The sequence below is a fragment of the Streptomyces sp. NBC_00057 genome (assembly GCF_045041165.1).
Lineage (GTDB): Bacteria > Actinomycetota > Actinomycetes > Streptomycetales > Streptomycetaceae > Streptomyces.
Genome location: NZ_CP108256.1, coordinates 1150884 through 1169204 on the forward strand (window position 1 = coordinate 1150884; position 18321 = coordinate 1169204).

The 18321-nt window shown below is 71.0% G+C and carries 18 protein-coding genes; 10 read left to right on the forward strand and 8 right to left on the reverse strand.

Annotated elements, in window-relative coordinates:
• The first annotated feature begins 1 nt into the window (after position 1).
• Genes OG953_RS05690 through OG953_RS05705 form a run of 4 tightly spaced genes read left to right on the forward strand, consistent with a single transcriptional unit; the run spans position 2 to position 2463 of the window.
• Positions 2–217 carry an MbtH family protein gene (locus tag OG953_RS05690; RefSeq protein WP_405682850.1) on the forward strand — a complete coding sequence of 72 codons (216 nt, stop codon included), beginning with the start codon at positions 2–4 and terminating at the stop codon, positions 215–217.
• 10 nt (positions 218–227) lie between these two features.
• Positions 228–1475, forward strand: coding sequence for a cytochrome P450 (locus OG953_RS05695; protein WP_405682852.1), 1248 nt, complete (start codon positions 228–230; stop codon positions 1473–1475).
• A gap of 3 nt (positions 1476–1478) precedes the next feature.
• Positions 1479–2243 (forward strand): SRPBCC domain-containing protein, encoded by a 765-nt coding sequence (locus tag OG953_RS05700; RefSeq protein WP_405682853.1) that lies wholly within the window; start codon positions 1479–1481, stop codon positions 2241–2243.
• A 31-nt stretch (positions 2244–2274) separates the two neighbouring features.
• Positions 2275–2463, forward strand: coding sequence for a hypothetical protein (locus OG953_RS05705; RefSeq protein WP_266354702.1), 189 nt, complete (start codon positions 2275–2277; stop codon positions 2461–2463).
• Between the two features lie 77 nt (positions 2464–2540).
• On the opposite strand, the gene OG953_RS05710 is transcribed toward OG953_RS05705, so the two are convergent.
• The 5 genes from OG953_RS05710 to OG953_RS05730 all read right to left on the reverse strand — a co-directional run bounded on the left by OG953_RS05710 (position 2541) and on the right by OG953_RS05730 (position 9538).
• Positions 2541–3899, reverse strand: coding sequence for an NAD(P)/FAD-dependent oxidoreductase (locus OG953_RS05710; RefSeq protein WP_405682854.1), 1359 nt, complete (start codon positions 3897–3899; stop codon positions 2541–2543).
• Complete coding sequence (locus OG953_RS05715) at positions 3896–4957, reverse strand: oligopeptide/dipeptide ABC transporter ATP-binding protein (RefSeq protein WP_405682856.1); 1062 nt, start codon at positions 4955–4957, stop codon at positions 3896–3898. Before OG953_RS05715 ends, OG953_RS05710 begins: the two co-directional genes overlap by 4 nt.
• The gene (locus OG953_RS05720; protein ID WP_405682857.1) at positions 4954–6813 is read right to left on the reverse strand and encodes a dipeptide/oligopeptide/nickel ABC transporter permease/ATP-binding protein; all 1860 of its coding nucleotides are present in this window, start codon (positions 6811–6813) and stop codon (positions 4954–4956) included. Before OG953_RS05720 ends, OG953_RS05715 begins: the two co-directional genes overlap by 4 nt.
• Before the next feature lie 88 nt (positions 6814–6901).
• Complete coding sequence (locus tag OG953_RS05725; protein ID WP_405682858.1) at positions 6902–7888, reverse strand: ABC transporter permease; 987 nt, start codon at positions 7886–7888, stop codon at positions 6902–6904.
• A gap of 51 nt (positions 7889–7939) precedes the next feature.
• On the reverse strand, positions 7940–9538 hold the full coding sequence (locus tag OG953_RS05730; protein WP_405682860.1) for an ABC transporter substrate-binding protein: 1599 nt from the start codon (positions 9536–9538) through the stop codon (positions 7940–7942).
• Between the two features lie 157 nt (positions 9539–9695).
• Between OG953_RS05730 and OG953_RS05735 the strand changes: the two genes are divergently transcribed.
• The 6 genes from OG953_RS05735 to OG953_RS05760 all read left to right on the forward strand — a co-directional run bounded on the left by OG953_RS05735 (position 9696) and on the right by OG953_RS05760 (position 15050).
• Positions 9696–11456 carry a DUF885 domain-containing protein gene (locus OG953_RS05735; protein ID WP_405682861.1) on the forward strand — a complete coding sequence of 587 codons (1761 nt, stop codon included), beginning with the start codon at positions 9696–9698 and terminating at the stop codon, positions 11454–11456.
• 235 nt (positions 11457–11691) lie between these two features.
• Positions 11692–12075 carry a DUF5132 domain-containing protein gene (locus OG953_RS05740; RefSeq protein WP_405682863.1) on the forward strand — a complete coding sequence of 128 codons (384 nt, stop codon included), beginning with the start codon at positions 11692–11694 and terminating at the stop codon, positions 12073–12075.
• Positions 12076–12244: 169 nt separating this feature from the next.
• The gene (locus tag OG953_RS05745) at positions 12245–12436 is read left to right on the forward strand and encodes a hypothetical protein (protein ID WP_405682865.1); all 192 of its coding nucleotides are present in this window, start codon (positions 12245–12247) and stop codon (positions 12434–12436) included.
• Positions 12433–13200: a thioesterase II family protein gene (locus OG953_RS05750; RefSeq protein ID WP_405682866.1), complete on the forward strand. Its 768-nt coding sequence runs from the start codon at positions 12433–12435 to the stop codon at positions 13198–13200. The genes OG953_RS05745 and OG953_RS05750 overlap by 4 nt, the downstream gene beginning before the upstream one ends.
• A gap of 249 nt (positions 13201–13449) precedes the next feature.
• Complete coding sequence (locus tag OG953_RS05755) at positions 13450–14592, forward strand: alpha/beta fold hydrolase (protein WP_405682867.1); 1143 nt, start codon at positions 13450–13452, stop codon at positions 14590–14592.
• A 257-nt stretch (positions 14593–14849) separates the two neighbouring features.
• On the forward strand, positions 14850–15050 hold the full coding sequence (locus OG953_RS05760) for a DUF5132 domain-containing protein (RefSeq protein ID WP_405682869.1): 201 nt from the start codon (positions 14850–14852) through the stop codon (positions 15048–15050).
• A gap of 543 nt (positions 15051–15593) precedes the next feature.
• Here the strand turns inward: OG953_RS05760 and OG953_RS05765 are convergent.
• The 3 genes from OG953_RS05765 to OG953_RS05775 all read right to left on the reverse strand — a co-directional run bounded on the left by OG953_RS05765 (position 15594) and on the right by OG953_RS05775 (position 18295).
• Positions 15594–15950, reverse strand: a complete 357-nt coding sequence (locus OG953_RS05765) for a hypothetical protein (RefSeq protein ID WP_405682871.1) — start codon at positions 15948–15950, stop codon at positions 15594–15596.
• A gap of 336 nt (positions 15951–16286) precedes the next feature.
• Positions 16287–17984: a hypothetical protein gene (locus OG953_RS05770; protein ID WP_405682873.1), complete on the reverse strand. Its 1698-nt coding sequence runs from the start codon at positions 17982–17984 to the stop codon at positions 16287–16289.
• Between the two features lie 98 nt (positions 17985–18082).
• Positions 18083–18295, reverse strand: coding sequence for a hypothetical protein (locus OG953_RS05775; RefSeq protein WP_405682874.1), 213 nt, complete (start codon positions 18293–18295; stop codon positions 18083–18085).
• Positions 18296–18321 lie beyond the last annotated feature (26 nt).

The following is an 18321-nucleotide window of genomic DNA, read 5'->3' on the forward strand; positions in this document are numbered from 1 at the left end:
CATGACCAACCCGTTCGAGGACCAGGACGGCACCTTCCTCGTGCTCGTCAACCAGGAGAACCAGCACTCGCTGTGGCCGCAGTTCGCGGACGTCCCCGCCGGCTGGGCCGTCGCCCACGGCCCCGACACCCACGCCGCGTGCCTGGAGTACGTCGAGCAGACGTGGACCGACATGCGGCCGAAAAGCCTCGTAGACGCCATGGACGCCCAGCGGTAGGGCGACCGACGTGACCTCCACCGAGACCCTGGACGAGGCTCGCAGTGCCGCGGGCCTCGTCCGGCCCGGCGACCTCGCCGCAGCGCTGCAAACGCCCGAGGCACGCCGGGACCCGTACCCGTTCTACGCCCGCATGCGGCACGAGAGCCCGGTCCACCGCAGCCCCCAGGGCATGTGGTACCTCACCCGGTACGCCGACGTCGAGGCGGCCCTGGGAGACCTGCGGCTGTCCAACGACCGGGACCGGATGACCCGCGCCTACGGCGCGCTCGGCGGCGACCTGAAGGCCTTCAGCAGGCTCACCGACCGGCTGGGCCGGGTGATGACCAACACCGACCCGCCGGAACACGCCCGGCTGCGCAAGCTGGCCAACCGCGCCTTCACCGCCCGGCGGGTCGAAGACCTGCGCGACGGCATCCAGCGGATCGTCGACCGGCTCGTCGACGAGGCGGTCGCGGCGGGGTCGTCCATGGACCTGATCGAGGCGGTCGCCTCCCCACTGCCGCTGTCCGTCGTCTGCGAGTTGTTCGGCATCCCGCCCGAGGACCGCCCGCAGGTCAAGAGCTGGTTCCGCCGCCTCGGCCGGCTCTCCGAGGACATCGACAAGTCCGAGGCCGCGATCGAGCAGTACGAGGAGTACCTCGCCCGACTCGTCCGCCGACGCCGGGCCGACCCGGGCGACGACCTGGTCAGCGCCCTGGTCGCGACGCAGGCGCAGGACGACCGGCTCACCGACTCCGAACTGCTGTCCACCTGCTTCGTCCTGATCACCGCGGGAGACGAGACCACCACCCACCTGGTCGGCAACGGCACGCTCGCTCTGCTGCGCCACCCCGACCAGCTGGCCCGGTTGCGTGAGGACCCGGCGCTGATCCGCACGGCCGTCGACGAACTGGCCCGCTACGACACGCCGACCCAGGCGATCGTCCGGGTCGTGGCCGAGGAAGTCGAGATCGGCGGGCAGACGCTGCGCGAGGGCGAGCTGGCGTACCTGTTCCTCGCCGCGACCAACCGTGATCCCGAGCGCTTCGAGGACCCCGACCGGCTCGACCTGTCCCGCCCCGGCAACCGCCACCTGAGCTTCGGCAACGGCCCGCACTTCTGCCTCGGCGGTCCACTGGCCAAGCTCCAGGCAGAGGTGGCCATCGGCACGCTGGTCCGCCGGCTCCCGCACCTGCGGCTGGCCGACGGGGCGGCCCTCGAATGGCGGCCCAACCCACTGCAACGACGGCTGAACGCCCTCCCGCTCACCTACTGACGTATGAACGACGACGAAGGAGAACTGACCATGGCCCGAGAGTTCGAAGTCCGCCGGGAGCAGGACCTGGCCGCCACGCCCGAGCGTGTCTGGCACGCGGTCGCCACCGGCGCCGGAAACCTCGGCTGGCTGTACCCCATGGAGGTCGAGCCGCGCATCGGCGGAAAGGTCACCCGGGCCGACGGCACCGTCGTGGCGTGGGAACCGCCGCACCACTTCGCCGTGCGCGTGGCCCTGGACGACGGGTTCTCCAACACCCTCACCTACCGGATCAAGCCGCTCGACGACGGAACCAGCCACCTGCGGATGGGAATCCACTGGGTGCACACGGGAGTCGTCGACGACTACTGGGACACCAAGGCGGACGCGGCCGAGAAGCACGTCGACTTCTACCAGCACGGGCTCGCCGAGTACCTGAGGCACTTCGCCGGCCGCCCCGCCGTCTACATCAGGGCCGGCCGCGACGAGCGCACCGACGACCCCGCCGACTTCGCCGCCCTGCGCCGACGCCTCGGCCTCACCGACGACACGACCGTGGGCGACCGGCTGTCGCTCGACCTCCCGGGTGCGGACGGCGGCTCGGAGGAGGTGGTCGTGGACTGGCTCAGCCCCGACTTCGTCGGCCTGCGCGGCCCACACGCGCTGTACCGGTTCTTCAACGGCAGCTCCTGGAACTGGCCGATCTGGCTGGGCCACCACCTGTTCGCCGTGGACGTGGACGAACAGCAGGCCACCAAGGCGTGGAACGCCTGGCTCAACGGCGCCTGACCCGTCGCACGACACAACCGAAGGACCCCTGGTGGAAACACTGCTCTACGCCGCCGAACTCGTCCAGGAAGACGGTACGTACAAGCTCGTCGTGCAGGACCTGGTGCGGGACACGGTCCAGGTCACCCCTGTCCCCAAATCCGCGGTGGACAGGCTCCCGACGTTCCTGTCGGTGCTGAGTTCCAAGCTCAGCTCCGCGCCGGCACGCGGCCGCAGGTAGACCTCTTCCGATGTGACGGGGCCGGTGCCGTCCGGCGCAGCAGCTCCCGGACGGCACCGGTCCCGCTGTGCCATGGGTCAGCCCATGACGGTTCGAGAGGCGGCGCCCTCGGCCACGGGCCGTTTGCGGGAGAACGCTCCCAGGTTGATGGCGACGCCGGTGTGTTCGCCGGTGTACCGCAGCGGATCGCGGTCGTGGTCGTGGCCGGCCTCCACGCGGTCGACCAGGGTGGCGAGGAACCGGCCCACAAGAGGAGCGTTCTTGAACTGGTTGCCGCTCGTGCCCATCGCGACGTAGAAGCCGGGCAGATCGGTGCAGTCGTAGAGGGGGGTCCAGTCGTCGGCGGCGTCGTAGACACCGGCGATGCCGGTCGGCCGGTTCGGAACGCGCAGGAGCGGGAATCGGCGTGCGGCCCTGGTCACTTGGGTGTCGAACCCGGTGGGCGTCGGGTGTGGGTTGCACAGGTCGGGGTCGTCGAGCCATTCCATCGGGTCGCAGTCGGGCAGCATGCTGCCGATGAGAAGGTGCCCGCCGAGGGGGCGCAGGTAGGTCCCGAAGTCGACATCGGCCACGATCAGGCCGAGCGTGGTCTCGGCACCGCCCGGGTCCGACGAGGTTGTGCCGCCCCGGCAGACCGGTGCGGCCACCTGGTGGACTTCCTGGCGCAGTGGGCGCACCCCGACGGTGAACTCGGCCCCGACATCGGCCATCCGGTTGAACGCGCCCGACCAGGGCCCGGCGGCGTTGATCACCACCGGTGCCGTGATCGCGGTGCCGTCGGCAAGCCGGATACCCGCCGCCCGGTCCTTGCGACGCAGGACACCGACGACCGCGCGACGGAAGAGGAAGCGGGTCCCGATGCGGGCCGCCGCGTCCGCGAAATTCTGTGCCGCGAGCTGGGGATCGTCGACGAAGCCCGCCTCGGGTGTGAACAGCGCGCCGAGTTCACCTTCGGGGCCGGAGAAGAACGCCTCGTCACGAAGGGGCTTGGGGGGCCCGTAGCGTCCCGCGTCGATGCCGGGGATCCGGCTGCGCAGCGTTGCGGCATCCCAGCGCTCGTACGGCACACCTGCACGCTCGAACAGTGTGACGACCTCCGACGTCCCGGAGCCCGGCGCGTCGAGTAGTACCGCTCCGGTCCGCCGGAACGCCGCCAGGCCAGGGCCGCGCACGGTCCCCAGGTGCTCCGCCCATCGTGCCCAGCAGTGCTGGGATTCCCAGGCGGTGGCGACACCGTCCCAGGTCGAGTAGTTGAAACGGATGATCGCGCTCGAGGCGCTGGTGGATCCGTGGCCGACGCCGCCGGACCTGTCGACGACCACCACGCGCCGACCGGTGCGGGCCAGCTCCAGTGCCACCGCGGCACCGATCACACCGGCCCCCACGACGACCGCGTCCGCGCCGGAGGGAAGCGTGTCCGGTTCCCCGGCCGTCATGACGGCGGCTCCCCGGGGGTTCGCGGGGCCCGGTCGCCGTTCGCGTCCGGGTGGACGCCGCCGACGTGGGGCGGGCGGTCGTCGGCGCCATACGGGAAGTGGCACGCGGCGCGGTGCGGCTGTCCGGCCGCATCCTGCTGGGGGTCCCGTGCGGCGCAGACCTCCCGCCCGGGATGCAGGTTCGGCCCGATGGGGCAACGCGGATGAAAGCGGCACCCGGGCGGTGGCGACGCGGGGTCGGGCACCTCTCCGGGCAGGAGCGGTTCCTCGACCTGTCGTCGTCCGGCGTGCAGGTTCGGCACGGCGGACAGGAGCGTTTGGGTGTAGGGATGCCGCGGGCGGCGCAGCAGGTTCTCGGTGGAGGCGGTCTCGACGATCCGACCGAGGTACATCACGGCGACGACGTCCGACACATGACGAACGGCGGCGAGGTCATGGCTGATGAACAGCATGGCGAAGCCCATGCGTCGCTGCAGGTCCCGGAGCATGGTGAGGAGCGCCGCCCGGACCGACACGTCGAGAGCCGAGGTGACCTCGTCGGCGATGAGTACCACCGGATCGACGGCGAGCGCGCGGGCGACGGCCACGCGTTGGCGCTGGCCGCCCGAGAGCTGCCGCGGCACGCGGTCGGCGCAGCCGGCGTCGAGACCGACCAGTTCCAGCAGTCCGTCGATGCGCTGTTCGCGGCTGCGGCGGTCCAGCCGGACGAAGGCCCCGGCTGATTCGGCGAGCGACTGACGGACCGTCATGCGCGGGTCCAATGCCGTGTCCGGGTCCTGGAACACCAGTTGGACCCGTTGCCCCAGCCGGCGCCGATCGGCCATCCGGCGCCCACGGTACTCCCGCCCTCCGACCGTGATCCGCCCGGCGCACGGATCGTCCAGCCCGACGACCGCACGTGCCAGAGTGGATTTTCCCGAACCGGACTCGCCGACCAGGCCGACCGTCTTGCCCCGGGGAACCTCCAGTGACACTCCGTCCACCGCCGTGACCGGCCCGAACGGCCCGTGATGGCGAACGGTGACGTCGTACAGCGCCAACCCTGCCTCTTCCCTCACTTCTCCACCTCTTCGGTCTCACGCTGTCCGCGGAACGGCGACGGGGGCAGCGGTCGCCAGCAGGCGACCTCGTGCTGCGGGCCGAGCGGGGACAACACGGGGCTCTCCACGACGCATCGGTCCAGTCGATGCGAACAGCGGTCATGGAACCGGCAGCCCGGGGCCTCATCGCCCGGATCGGGCGGCCCTCCCTCGATGGTGCGCAGGGGGCGGTCACGGTCCGCGGCCAGGTCCGGGACCGAGGCGACGAGCATCCGCGTGTACGGATGCCGTGCTCCGGTCGCCAGCTCACGGGCAGGAAGGTTCTCCACAATGGTTCCCCCGTACATGACCAGAACCCGGTCGCAGGCGTCGGCCACGAGGGCGATGTCGTGGCTGATGAAGAGGATCGCGGTGGCGTCGTCGTGCCGGATGCGGCGGAGCAGGTCCATGATCTGCCGCTGCACGGTGACGTCCAGGGCTGTCGTCGGCTCGTCCGCGATGATGAGGTCGGGCCGCATCATCGAAGCGGCAGCGATCGCCACTCGCTGGCGCTGACCGCCGGACAGCTGGAAGGGGCGGGAGCGCAGCAACCGACGCCCGCCGGGCAGCGCGACCCGCTGAAGCTGGGCCAGGGCCTGCTCGACGGCCTGGGCACGAGGAGTGCCGCGGTGTGCGCGCACGGCCTCCGTCATCTGCCTTCCGATGCGGAGCGACGGATTGAAGGCCGAGGCCGGGTTCTGGAAGACCATCGCCATTCCCGTCGCCAGCTGCCTGCGTCGCTCTTTGCGGGACAACGACTCGGCGTCCGCGCCGAGGAACCGGTGGGTATCCCAGGTAATGCAGGCACTGTCCGGCAGCAGGTCGGCGATGGCGAGCGCCGTCAGCGACTTGCCGGAACCGGACTCGCCGACCAGGCCGACCATCTCACCGCGCCGCAGAGCGAGGGTGACACCGCGGACGGGCCGGACCACCCGGTCCGCCGAGGGAAGGGCGACCCGCAGATCCTCCACTTCCAGCACGTGGTCCGCGACTGCCGGGCGGTCGGTGCGTGCCGGGTGAACCGCGGGTTCTTCCAGCTGACGCGGGCGGGTACGTCGCGCGGCGGCTCCGGCCAGCACCTCGCCGAGCAGCTGGAAGGCCACGCCGGCGTAGACGATGGCGATGCCGGGTGCCACGGCGGGCAGCGGTTCGGTGTAGATGCGGTCCAGCCCCTGGCTCAGCAGGAGCCCCCAGTCGTACGAGGGGGGCTGCACCCCCAGTCCGAGGAAGCTCAGTCCCGACAGGGCCACGAGTGCCGAGCCCGCGGCGACCGTGGTGTTGAGCATCAGCGGTTCGGCGATGTGGGGCAGGACATGGCGCAGGAGGAGCCGGTGGCGGCGCAGGCCCAGCACACGCGCCGCCGCCATGAAGTCGGTTCCGGCCACTCCGGCGGCAAGGGTCTGCGTGATCCGCGCGAAGCCCGGTGCGCAGGCGACGGCGAGTGCGCACACCGCCCCACCCGCGCCCGCGCCGAAGAGGGCCGCGAAGAACATCGCGACGAGGAGCGCGGGGAAGGCCAGCAGGAGGTTGATCAGGGCTCCCAGCAGGCGGCGGGCGCGCCCGCCCACCACGGCGGTGAGCGCGCCCAGCGTGATCCCGGCCGCCGCCCCGAGGAGCGTGGCCGCGACTGCCAGCAGCAGGGAGAGCCAGGTCGCCGAGAGCAGCCGGGCGAGCAGGTCGCGCCCGAGATGGTCCGTGCCGAGCAGGTGACCCGCGGTGGGCCCCCGCAGCACCGCCGACGGGTCCGGACGGTCGGCGGCCTGCCCCCACAGCGCTGCCCCCGCGACGGCCAGTACGGCGAGCGATCCGAGCATCGCCAGGGTGATCACGCCCATGGGCGAGGCCCAGCCCGACCGGGACGCACGAGACCGGCCGGCAGCGGCACCCGGCGTGGAAGGGGAAGGGGAGGACAGCACCATCGGATCACGCCTTCCGGATGACCGATCGGGGGTCGAGCAGCGCGAGGGCCAGATCGACCAGGAAGTTCACCACGAGAACGGCCGAGCCCAGCACCAGAACCGACGCCTCGACGACCGCGTAGTCCTGCGCGGCCACGGACTGTGCCATCGCCGAACCGATGCCCGGCCAGGCGAACACCTTCTCGACCAGTACGGTCCCCGCGATCAGGGCCGGCAGGAGGTTCCCGGCGAGCGTCAGCGACGCGGTCAACGTGTTCGGTGCCACGTGGCACAGATACAGCGGGAGGGCGGGTAACCGCTTCGCTCGGGCGGCACGCACATAGTCCGTCGCGAGAACCTGAAGCGTCTCCACCCGTACGATGCGCAACAGAACAGCGGTCGGAGCGAGCGCCAGCGCGAGCACGGGCAGCACGTAGGACTGGGGACCGAGGTCGCCGGCCACCGGAAAGATGCGCAGGGCGACCGCGAGTCCCGCGGTGAGACCCGCCGCGAGCACGAAGTCCGGCATGCCCGCCATGACGGAGGTGGTGGCGGTGAACGCCAGCTCCGCCCGGGGCCGCCGCCCTCCGCGTGTCCACACCGCGGCGAGCAGCCCTCCCGGAAGGGCGACGACGAGTACGCAGGCGAACGCCAGGACAGCCAGCAGCAAGGTGGCCGGCAGGCGTGCCTTGATCAGGTCGGCCACCGGCTCGCCGGTCACCAGGGAGAGCCCGAGGTCCCCGTGGGCCAGATGACGCAGATACTGCCCGTACTGTGCCGACAGGTCATGATCCAGGCCGAGCTCGTGCCGCCTCGCCGCTACGAGGTCCGGCGGGGCATCCACGCCCAGCGCGGCCCGGACGGGGTCACCGGGTACCAGCCGGATCATCGCGAAGGAAGCGGTGACAACGACGAAGAGGGAGACCGTCAGCCGCACTGCACGCCGGCAGCAGAACTCCACCCACGGGTGGCGCCGGGCCAGGGCGCCGAGCCGCGCGGACACGGTCGTCATGGGAGACCTCCTCGACTGGTGGTGGGCGGTCGTGTGCGGCGTGCGCCGCCGCTATCTGTGCAGGCGGATGCTGGTCGGTACGATCCGGCCGCCGGGCGCGACGGCGAAGGTCGTCCGGTAGCCGTACACCGTGCTCGTGCCGTCGGCGACGGGCAGCGCGTCGGCCGAGCGGAACAGCGCCGCGGCGGCCCTGTTCCAGTCCGCACAGCTGGCCGTGCCCGGCGCGCGCAGGGCGAGGGCGACGAAGCGGTCGTAGACGCGGTTGGTGACGTACGCGAAGTTGAGTCCCCCGGACGGCGGCGGGCCGGAGAAGTACGGAACGAGCTGCGCGGGCAGTGGTGGACCCGGCGAACTGCCGACCACGACGTCGAAGTCGCCGCTTTGGTACATGGCCTGTATGACCGCGTTGCGGCTCTCGCTGACGAGGTCGACGTCCGCGCCCAGCGCCTGCCAGGAGGCGGCCATCAGTTCGGCGACCGACGGAAGGGTGGAGCCGAAGTCGGCGCTGCTGAGCAGCCGCAGCCGCAGCGGCCTGCCGTGCTTCACGAGCCTGCCCCGTGCGTTCTTCGTCCAGCCCGCGGCGCCCAAGGCCCCCACGGCACTGTGCGAGGGCAGGTTCCCGCCGGCCACGTCGGCGTGGCAGACGGAGTCCACGGCGGTCAGGTGGCTCGCGGGCGTTCCGTCACCGCCCATCGCCACATTGGCGAGGCCCTTGCGGTCCAGGGCGCCCACCAGTGCCTGACGCAGCACGGGATCGCTCAAGGGGCGGCCGGACCGTTCGTTGAAGAAGGTCAGCCCCACCACGGTCGGCACCTGGGCGGTGGCCAGACCGTGGCCGGTCAGCCGCGCGCGGTCCGGGCCGGTCACCGTCGCGATGTTCACGCCGCCCGTGAGCAGCAGATTCGCCACCGTGGACTCCTGCGGCACCACCGACACCACGATCCGCTCAGGCTGGCCCGCAGCTGCGTTGGTCGCTCCGCCCGGCCCCCACGCATACCCCTTGCGCCGTGTGAAAAGGTACGGGCCGCCCGAGGCGTAGCCGCTCAGCACGTACGGTCCGGTGCCCTGCGTGCTCCTGTCCAGCGCGCCGGGATCCGCCAGCCCGGCGGGGCAGACGACCGGCAGCAGACCGATCGTCCGCACGACGAAGCTGTACGGTGACGCCATCCGCACCGACACCGTCCGTGCCGCGTCGTCGGCCGACACCGTGAACGGCACACCGGGCAGTGCCGCCCGGGCGCCGATGAGCCGATTGCGGGGATCGCTCGCATAGCTCAGTGACCGGGCCACCCCGGAAGCCGTGAGGATCGTGCCTTCGGAGCAGGTCACGCCCCTGCGCAGGGTGAAACTCGCCGAAGTGGCTCCGGCCCGCCACTTCTCGGCGAGGCCCGACACCACACGCCCGTCCGGCGCTACGGTGACCAACGAGTCGTAGGCATAAGGAGCCAGGGCAGAGCCGAACTGCGAGTACGGATGGAAACTCGGGGTCTCGGAGGCAGTGGCGATCGTGACGGTGCCCCCCACGACAACAGGGGTGTGCGTCGATGACACGTCGCCGCCGCCACAACCGGCCACCATGACTGACGCGACAGCGGCGGACGCCACCGCAGCCGACCGGGCCCTGGGGAACGACACGGTTCGGCGGTTCATGGTGTTCATCGTGCCACCGAGATCGACGGCGTCGGACCGGTTCTCCCGGGCCGGACACGAACGGGCCGGACGATTTCCCCCGTCCGAGTGAGGTTCCCCGACTCGCGGTTGCTCCCGGTTCCTGATGCGGCGTCACCTCGTCGCGCACACTGGCGCCATGGCAAACCATTCCTCGGACTCCCCGGACGGCTCGGCGGCGCGGGAGGTCGAGCGACTCGCGGCCTCGTACTGGGACTTCCTGCTCGCACGTGAGCCGTCGCTGCGGACACGCCGCGGGCTGCCGGTCGAGTCGCTGCCAGGGGTGTCCGCCGCGGAGGCCGAGGAGCGCGCCGGGTTCGCGGCAGGGGTGCTGGACCGGCTGGGCACGCTGCGGCCCGCGGAGCTGCCCGGTCCCGCCGCCGACACCGAGGGTTTCCTTCGGGCGCTGGCCGAACAGGAGGCGGAGGCGGGACGCTTCCACTGGCTCACCCCCACCGCCACGCCGTACCAGCTCTTCAGCCTCCAGCAGTACGGTGACACGGTCTTCCGCCCGTACCGCTTCGAGCACCGGGCCGACGCGGACCGGTACGTGTCCCTCGTACGGGATCTGGCCCGCTGCGTCGAGACGATCGGTGACAAGGCCGCCGGGCAGGCGGCACGGGGCTTCCTCATCCCGGCCCCGGCGCTGGCCGGGGTCCGCACCACCCTCACCCGTCTGCGGGCATCGGCGGCACGGTACGTCCGAGCGGACGCCGAGCGGCTCACCCGGCTCGACGCGGCGAGCCGGGGCCACCTGCGCGACGCGGTGGCGGGGCTCGTGGCCGCCGAGCTGGAGCCGGCGTTCGACCGCCTCCTCGCCCTCGTGGGCGACCCGGACTACCGCAGGCGGGCACCGCGGGCCGTCGGATGGGCCCACTACCCGGAAGGGGAAGCGGCGTACCGGGCCTTCGTCAGGACGTACACATCCGGCGACACATCACCCGAACGCCTCCACGAACTCGGCCGGGAACACTGCCGCGAACTCAGCGAGCGGATGCGGGAGATGCGAGCCACGCTCGGCTTCGCGGGGACGGAAGCGGAATTCCATGAACGGCTCGCGACCGAGCCTCGCCTGTACGCCGCCACCCCGGAGGAGGTCGAGGCTCGCTACCGCGGACACCTCGACCGCCTCACGCCGCTGCTGCCGCACTGGTTCGCGGTCCTGCCCCGCGCCCCCTACGGCGTGGCCCGCCTCGATCCGGCGCTGGAGGCGTCGATGACGTTCGGCTACTACGAACCGCCGACCGCCATGCAACCGGTGGGACGGTACCGCTACAACGCCTCGGACCTGGCGCACCGGTCACTGCTCGGCGCGGCCGCGCTGATCCACCATGAGCTCGCGCCCGGACATCACTTCCACCTCGCCCGTCAGACCGAGAACACCGCGCTGCCCGACCTGCGACGCGAACTGGTTACCTTCGCCGGGTTCCAGGAGGGCTGGGCGGAGTACGCGGCGGGGCTCGCCTGGGAGATGGGGCTGTACGACGACCCGTGGGACGCGTACGGACGCCTGGCCCATGAACGGTTCACCGCGCAGCGCCTCGTCGTCGACACCGGCCTCAACCTCGGGACGATGACGCTGGAGCAGGCGCGCACCTTCATGCGCGCCCACGCGGCGGCCGAGTCCGAGGAACAGATCACGACCGAGTTGCTGCGCTACGCGACCGATATGCCGGGACAGGCACTGACGTACCGGGCGGGCCATGCGGAGTTCACGGCACTGCGGGCAGCGCACGAGCGCGGCGCCGGTGCCGCGTTCGACGTGCGCGCCTTTCACGAGGCCGTGCTGGCCGGCGGCACGCTGCCGTTTCCCGCGCTGCGCCGACGGGTGGCGAGAGAACTGCACGGCGCGTCCGGCCGTCAGCAGAGGTACACGTGGTCACCCGAAGAAGGTGGGTGACGTCGGGTTCCGGCCGTCGAATGGCCTGAACAGGCCGTCGTGGGCAGGCCGTTCTACTCGAATGAGTGAAGGCCGCGGCAGAACCGGTAGCCGTTCGCTCATCCCTGGATACTCTCCGTGATGAAGGGTGCGGGTTCGATGATGCGGAATCCATGCATGTCATCGCAGTTTTCCTGTTCACCTCCAACTGCCTTTCCGCCGTCGTTTTCTCGGCAGAAGAGAAGGATGTCCTGCCATGCCGCCTGTAGTACCTCCTTTCCTGATCGGCCTGATCGTCGCGCCCCTGCTCAAAAGGCTGGGTAAACCCCTCATGCGAGGGATCGTCAAAACGTCGGTGGGCCTGGGAATCGAAGTCAAGAGGGCCGTCCACGAAGCCGGCGAGGGAATCCAGGATCTCGCGGCCGAGGCGACCGCCGAAGTGCTCGCCGTCCAGATGACGCACGGAGCCGAGCACGGCACCGACACCAGCGCCCCGCAGGGCAGCGCCGCGGGCCGGGCCGAGGCGGGTACCGGGTCGGCGCCCCCGGCCGCAGCGGCCCACGCGGCGCAGGCCGGCAGCGAGAGCAAGGCCGTCGGCAAGGCCCGCGGCGCCGGTTCGGCCGCTGCCAAGGTGCGCTGAGTCGCTATCTCCGGCACGCCGGATGTCACGGCCCGCCGCGACATGAGTGTTCCCCACGTGCCGTCGGCTGCTCTGCGGACATCTCCACGCCGCCTTATCGTCTGCGCACGCCGTTCGGCGGCGTGGAGGGCATGGCTTGAGAAGAAGGACCCTGATGGAGGCAGGTCAGATGTCTGCGACCGGAACACCCCTGTATTCCGCCGAACTCATCCAGGAAGGCAGCGACTACAAACTCGTCGTGACCGATCGCCTGCGCCACACCGTGCAGACCGCATACGTGTCCAGGAGAGTGGTGGAGCAGCTTCCCACCTTCCTCTCCAAGCTCAACTCCTCGCAGCTGGGAGGTCTCCGACGGCGATGACGACGCACTACGCCAAGAAGTGGTTCCGTGTCCACCGGCGCGCGGCGGACCCCAGGCTCCGACTGGTGTGCTTACCACACGCCGGCGGCACGGCACAGCTGTTCCACGGCTGGCCCGCGCTGCTGCCGGAGGACGTCGAGGTGCTCGCCGTGCGGTACCCCGGCCGCCAGGACCGGCTGGCGGAAGCCTGCATCGACGACATGGCCACCCTGGCCGACACGATCGAGGACGCGCTGCGGCCCTGGCTCGACCGGCCGCTGGCACTCTTTGGACACAGCATGGGCGCCTGCGTCGCCTACGAGCTGGCCCTGCGGCTGGAGGCCCGCGGCATCGTCCCCGAACACCTGCTGGTCTCCGCGCACGAGGTCCCCCAGCGGGCCGAACGCACCGCACTGCACTGTGCCGACGACGAAACCCTGATCACCCGCGTCCGGCACCTCGGAGACCTGCACTCGGAGGTCTACGACATCCCGGAGCTGCGTGACCTGCTGCTGCCCGCCCTCCGGGCGGACTACAGGCTCATCGAGGGCTACCACCCCCCGCATCCGACTCCGGTCAAGGCACCGATCACCGCGTACGTCGGTCAGGACGATCCGAGTTGCGTGCTCGACCGGGTCCTCGCCTGGTCCGACCTCGCCGCCCCGGGTTTCTTCGAGCTGTGCTCGTTCCCCGGGGACCACTTCTATCTCGTGCCCCGGGAGGCCGAAGTGGTCGCGGACGTGGCAGCACGCCTTGCGCGCGCGTGCGGCGCGGACCAGGCCTGACGGTATGCCCGTATCGGGAACCTGGACGTCCACGGCACACGCACCCGACAAGGGCCGGGCGCCGAGTGTGGCCGGTCCCCGGCCATGCTTGCACCCCGGCCCTGGCGGCTGCCGTACGGCTGTGACGGAAGGCGGGGCCCGGCACCGCGCATGGCGCCCTCGGGGTTTTCAGGGGACGATGCTTGTGCCGGGCGCTGAGACGTGCGGTGTCCCTGGCAGCGGCCACGAAGGCTGGGACGGTGAAGAAAGATGCGACCGGGCACACGTGTCGCCGACGCGATACTCCAGCTGCTCAGCCGGGACTGGGCCGGGCTGGCCATCGCCCTGCTGCCGGCGGCCGCGGGCGCATGGTGCGTCACCCTGGGAACCGGCTGGCGAATTCTCGGCGGCGTGCTCTGCGCCGTGGCCCTCGCGCTCGGTCTCGGGTCTCTCCGCCATCTGGTGCATGTGGCCCGGGTGCGGGTGAGGTATCCGCCACCCGGGCGAATGGTCGACGTGGGCGGCTACCGCATGCACGTCCTCGCCGAGGGGGATGCCGGACCGAGGCCCACCGTGGTCTGGATGCCGGGCGGCCATGCCGGTGGCTACGCCATGTACCGGCTGCACGCGCTGACACGGGAACGGACACGTTCGGTCCTGGTGGACCGTCCGGGCTCCGGCTGGAGCGACCCGGGCCCGTTCCCACGCACGACGGCAGCCGAAGCCGTCGAACTGCTCACGGCGCTGGAGCGGGCCGGCGAGAGGGGACCCTACGTCTTCGTGGGGCATTCCTTCGGGGGACTGCTCATGGCCAACGCCGCCAGGCGCCGCCCCGACCTGGTGGCCGGTCTGGTGCTGCTCGATCCCACTCCGCCCGATGTCGTCGCCTTCGGCCCTTCGCTTGCGACCCTGCGGCATGTCGCGAGGGACCAGACCGCCCTCGCGCTGCGCCACCTCTTCGGCCTCCACGCCCTCGTGCCCAAGAACGAGGCGCACTCTCCCGAGGACCCGACGCGGGTTCTCGCCGTGATCGAGACCAGGGCCAAGGCGAACTGCGCCGCGGCATCGATCCTGCGAGAGCTGTCACCGGGTGGCATCACCCGAGTCGGCTGGCAGACGGTCGTACACGACGGCGAACTCAGCCCGCTCCCCCTCCTCCTTGTGGCGCCACGCGACCTGACGGGCGGTGACAAGATCTTCGACACGGTCGACGATCCGGAGGAGAGCGCCCGAGTACGGCACTTCTTCCTCACCGTGAGAGAACGCTTTCTCGCAGCCTCAAGCACTGCCCGGAGGGTCTACACCCCGGAGGGAACCGGCCACGATTTTCCGGACCGCGTACCCGAGTTCGTTGTGCAGGTGGTGGGCTCACTGCTGGACGAACACGCGCCGGGCGCACCGGACCCGTTCTGATCCCGTTCCGCAGCCGCGGTCTGCTCCGGCGCGCCTCCGCCCGAATGAATGAAAGGCGTCGGCCTCTCCGGGCGTATCGGCCGAGGGCCGACTACGGTGTTGTCGGTGGGGGTGAAATTCCGGCCCAGCGCCACCGGCCAGGCGGTATTGGCACGTGCGGCGGCAGCCGTGCTGTGTAAACAAGAGAGGCTTCGCACATGCCCCCTGTAGTTCCTCCCTTCCTCGTTGGCCTGATCGCGGCCCCTCTGGTCAAGAGGGTGGTGAAACCGCTGGTGCGGGGCATCATCAAGACGTCGGTCGGCCTGACCCTCGAAGTCAGGCGCGCAGCCATCGAGGCGGGCGACGAGATCCAGGACCTCACCCGTGAAGTGGCTGCCGAGAAGCTGGCGAGTTCGGCTCGCACGCGTCGTGTGAAAGCCGACGGCGAGGTAACGACGCAGGGGGCCACGGCCGGCTGAGAACTGGTGGTCCTCGAAAAGCCGGGTACGGGCCGCCCTGGCAACCTCCGTGAGACTCGAAGTGACCGACCCAAGAACTCGGTCACAGGAGATAGCGGCATAGGCAGATGTGCGATGAACGCAGCTTCCGCACCGCGTGGCTCGGGGGCCAGGGTCACCTCGGCAGCGAGGACTGGGACATCCCCCCTCCGCCGCTTCACAGGTCGGGCGATAGGCGGAACCCGCGTTCGGTAGTTCTTCCGAGCGGGGCGCCGGGTGCAGCTCAGCAAGCCGAGGCACCGTCCGGCCTCATGCTGACCATTTACTGACCCGGACGCGACGCCCTAGGCTCCCTGCCTGCGTTTTTGCAGGTCAAGCTGCTGGTCACGGAGCTGGCGTGCCGACTTCGGCCGCAAAGCGATGCGCCAGCCAGCCGGGGCTGCGGTGAAGGGCGGAGCTGCGCGCGGCGGGAGGGATCACCGATGGGCAGCGGCAGGCCCAGTCGTCCGCGTAGTGTTCCCGAGCTTTCCCTGGCCGCGAGTTGCAGCGGCATGACCTCATCGGTCAGGGCGCGGCCGGCCTGGGCGTGGGCGACGGTGTGGCGGCACACGTAGGGATGGGGGCAAGCTGGCCGGCCGCGCGTGCCAGTTCCGCGCAGACGGTGGCGATGTCGCAGTGGATACGCTGCTCGGTGAGGGTGTCCTGGGCCGTGTAGGGGCTGTCGGGGTGGTCTTGCAGGAGGGCTTGTGCGTAGGCGGCGATGTCGTCGGCGGTTTTTGGCCCGTCGGTTCGCAGGTGTGTCAGGGGTACCTCGCCGTGGCCGATGCCCGGCTGCAGCACGGTGTGGAAGGCTCCCAGGAGCTGGTCGGCTGCGGTGTCCTGCAGTGTGCCGTTGGTTTCGTCGATGGTGGAGCTGCGCATGCCGAGTATCAGTCGGACGGCTGGCGAGCCGTCGGGGCGGTGCTGGCGTTCGGTCTGATCCTGGGGGCCGGAGTGCTGAGGGCGGGCGACCGCAGCGTCGCCGGACCGGACACCGTGCCGGCCAAGAGCGCGGCGGAACGCGGCGGGAGCTGAACACGGCCGGGCGAGCCCGTGGCACCACAGCGGCACGGGTGCGGCAGGTGCCCTGATTCCCGGAGGTGAAGGCCTCCTGGGGATCGGGGCGCCTGCCGCGTTCGTACGTTGCGCGGGGCGCGGGCGGACCGGTCCGCCGGCCGGTTACGCAGCCGGTTTCTCAGTGGTGTCCGAGCCGGTTTCTCAGTCGGTGCAGGTCACCTTCAGCGCGGATATCGCGTGGTGCTCGTAGTTGTTGTCCTCGCCCCGGTCGTGCAGTTGCACGGAGAGCTTCTGTGCGTCGACGGAGAAGGTGCCCGGCACGTTGTACCAGGTGCCGCGACGCTCCTTCTGGCGGACGTAGTAGGAGCCGACCAGGTTGCTGGTCCTGGGCAGGAACCGGTCGTACACGGTGTAATAGCTCGGGTTGCCACCGACCCGCACGATGTCGGAACTCCCGGGCACGTGGACGGAGATGCTGCACTTCCTGGCGGTGGCGGGCAGGTCGAACAGCCAGGTCGCCGATCCGCCCGAGTCCTTGGAAGAACTGCCGGACATGGGCATGGAAAGGTACTTCCCCGCGCAGCCGTAGCCGCCGAAGCCGCCGCTGTGGGTGGCCCAGCCCTCCTTGCCGTCGCTGTAGTAACCCGACTTCTGGAAGCGCTGGGTGGGGCACTCCGGTCCGGACACGCCGCTGTACACCACGGCGGGTGCCGACTTGGGCGCCGAACCGGCCGAAGGGGCCTTGGTGGGAGTGCCCGAGCCCGTGCCGGCGGGGGCCTTGTCGCCGGAACCGCTCTTCGCCGTACTGTCGGCCTCGCCCTTGGTGCCCTTGGTGCCCTTGGTGCCCTTGGTCCCGGCCTCGGCGGAGCCGTCCGCGGGCTTCCGCCCGTTACCCGTGTCCGCGCGTACGTCACCGACGGGGCCCTTGTCGCCCCGGGCCGGGGTGCCACCCGGCTTGTCGGCGCCGGCGGCCCGCTTGCCCTCGGGGCTGTCAGGGTCGGTGTCCGGTACGTAGCCGGCTGCCCGCCCGTCCCCCTTCCACGCCGCCGCCGCTTCGCGGCTCTCGGGCTTGGCCTCGTCCTTCTGGGCGCCCGCCACGACGAACGGGGTCGCCAGAAGCAGCGCACCGGCGAAGGCTGCCGCGACCACCATCGGGCGCGACACCCGGCCGGGGCGCTCCGGGGCGCTGCCCTCCCCTGCCGCGGCACCGCCGGGAGGGCTGGACGAAGACGCGGCGGAGACGGCGGCCGTGGTGGTGGCCCGACCGGCCGCGACGGCCGCCGTGGTGGAGCCGGCCGTCGCGGCAGCGGCAGCCGGCTCCGTGGCGGTCCTCTCGGAAGCGGTCTCCTCGGAAATTGCCTCCTCCGATGCGGAGCGCCCCCCTGCGGGCGTCGGTTCCGCGGCGGCCGTCGCGGACGACGACGTGCTCGCCCCGGTCGTCCTCCCGGCGGTGCTCTCCGCGACACCCGACGAGGCCGCGGAGGCAGTGCCCGCAGCAGTGGTGATGGCGGTGGTGGCCACCACCACGGTCCTTCCGGCCGCCGGCGTCGCCTCTTCCTGGGCAACCGCCGAGTCCTCACCGCCCGGTTGTTCCTCGGGCTCGGACGTGGTCCTGCCGATGGAGACCCCGGCCGCGTGCACCACCGCCGGGGTCTGGGCCGCGGGTTCCTCGGCCTCCTCCGGGCCGGACTTCGACGAGGTCGGTGTCCGCGCGCCGCCGTCCTTGCCGCCGGTGACCGAAGTGCCCCCGCCCTCTGTCACCGTGCGGGACGAGGGCGCGGACGGGGCGCCTATGCTCCCGGGAACCGCGCCCTGCGAACTGTCCGGAACCGTTCCGCCCGAGGCCCCGCCCCGGCCGTTGCCGGACTCACTCTCCTCGCTGGACCGCTCTCGCTTCACAGGTCGCCCCTCTTTCCCTGTCATTGATTCTCTTCATTCTCTTCGTTTGCTGATGAGAGCACTCGATACCCGCCCGCGCCAGGCGATGTGACGGCATGTCACATTTGCTCGTAACCCTGGTTCTCGTTTTCGGCCGTCAGCCAGTCCATGGCGTCGTGCAAGTGCCTTCCCTGGCGCTGGAACCGCGGTAACTCGCCGCGTATGTGGACCCCGAACTCATCACGCAGGTGGACATTGAGCACCTGGAGCAGGGGGATCGGCCCCGAGGACGCCGGGCCCGACAACTTCATGGCCTCCAGGGTATCGAGCATTTCGATGTTGTCGGTGACCTTCGAGT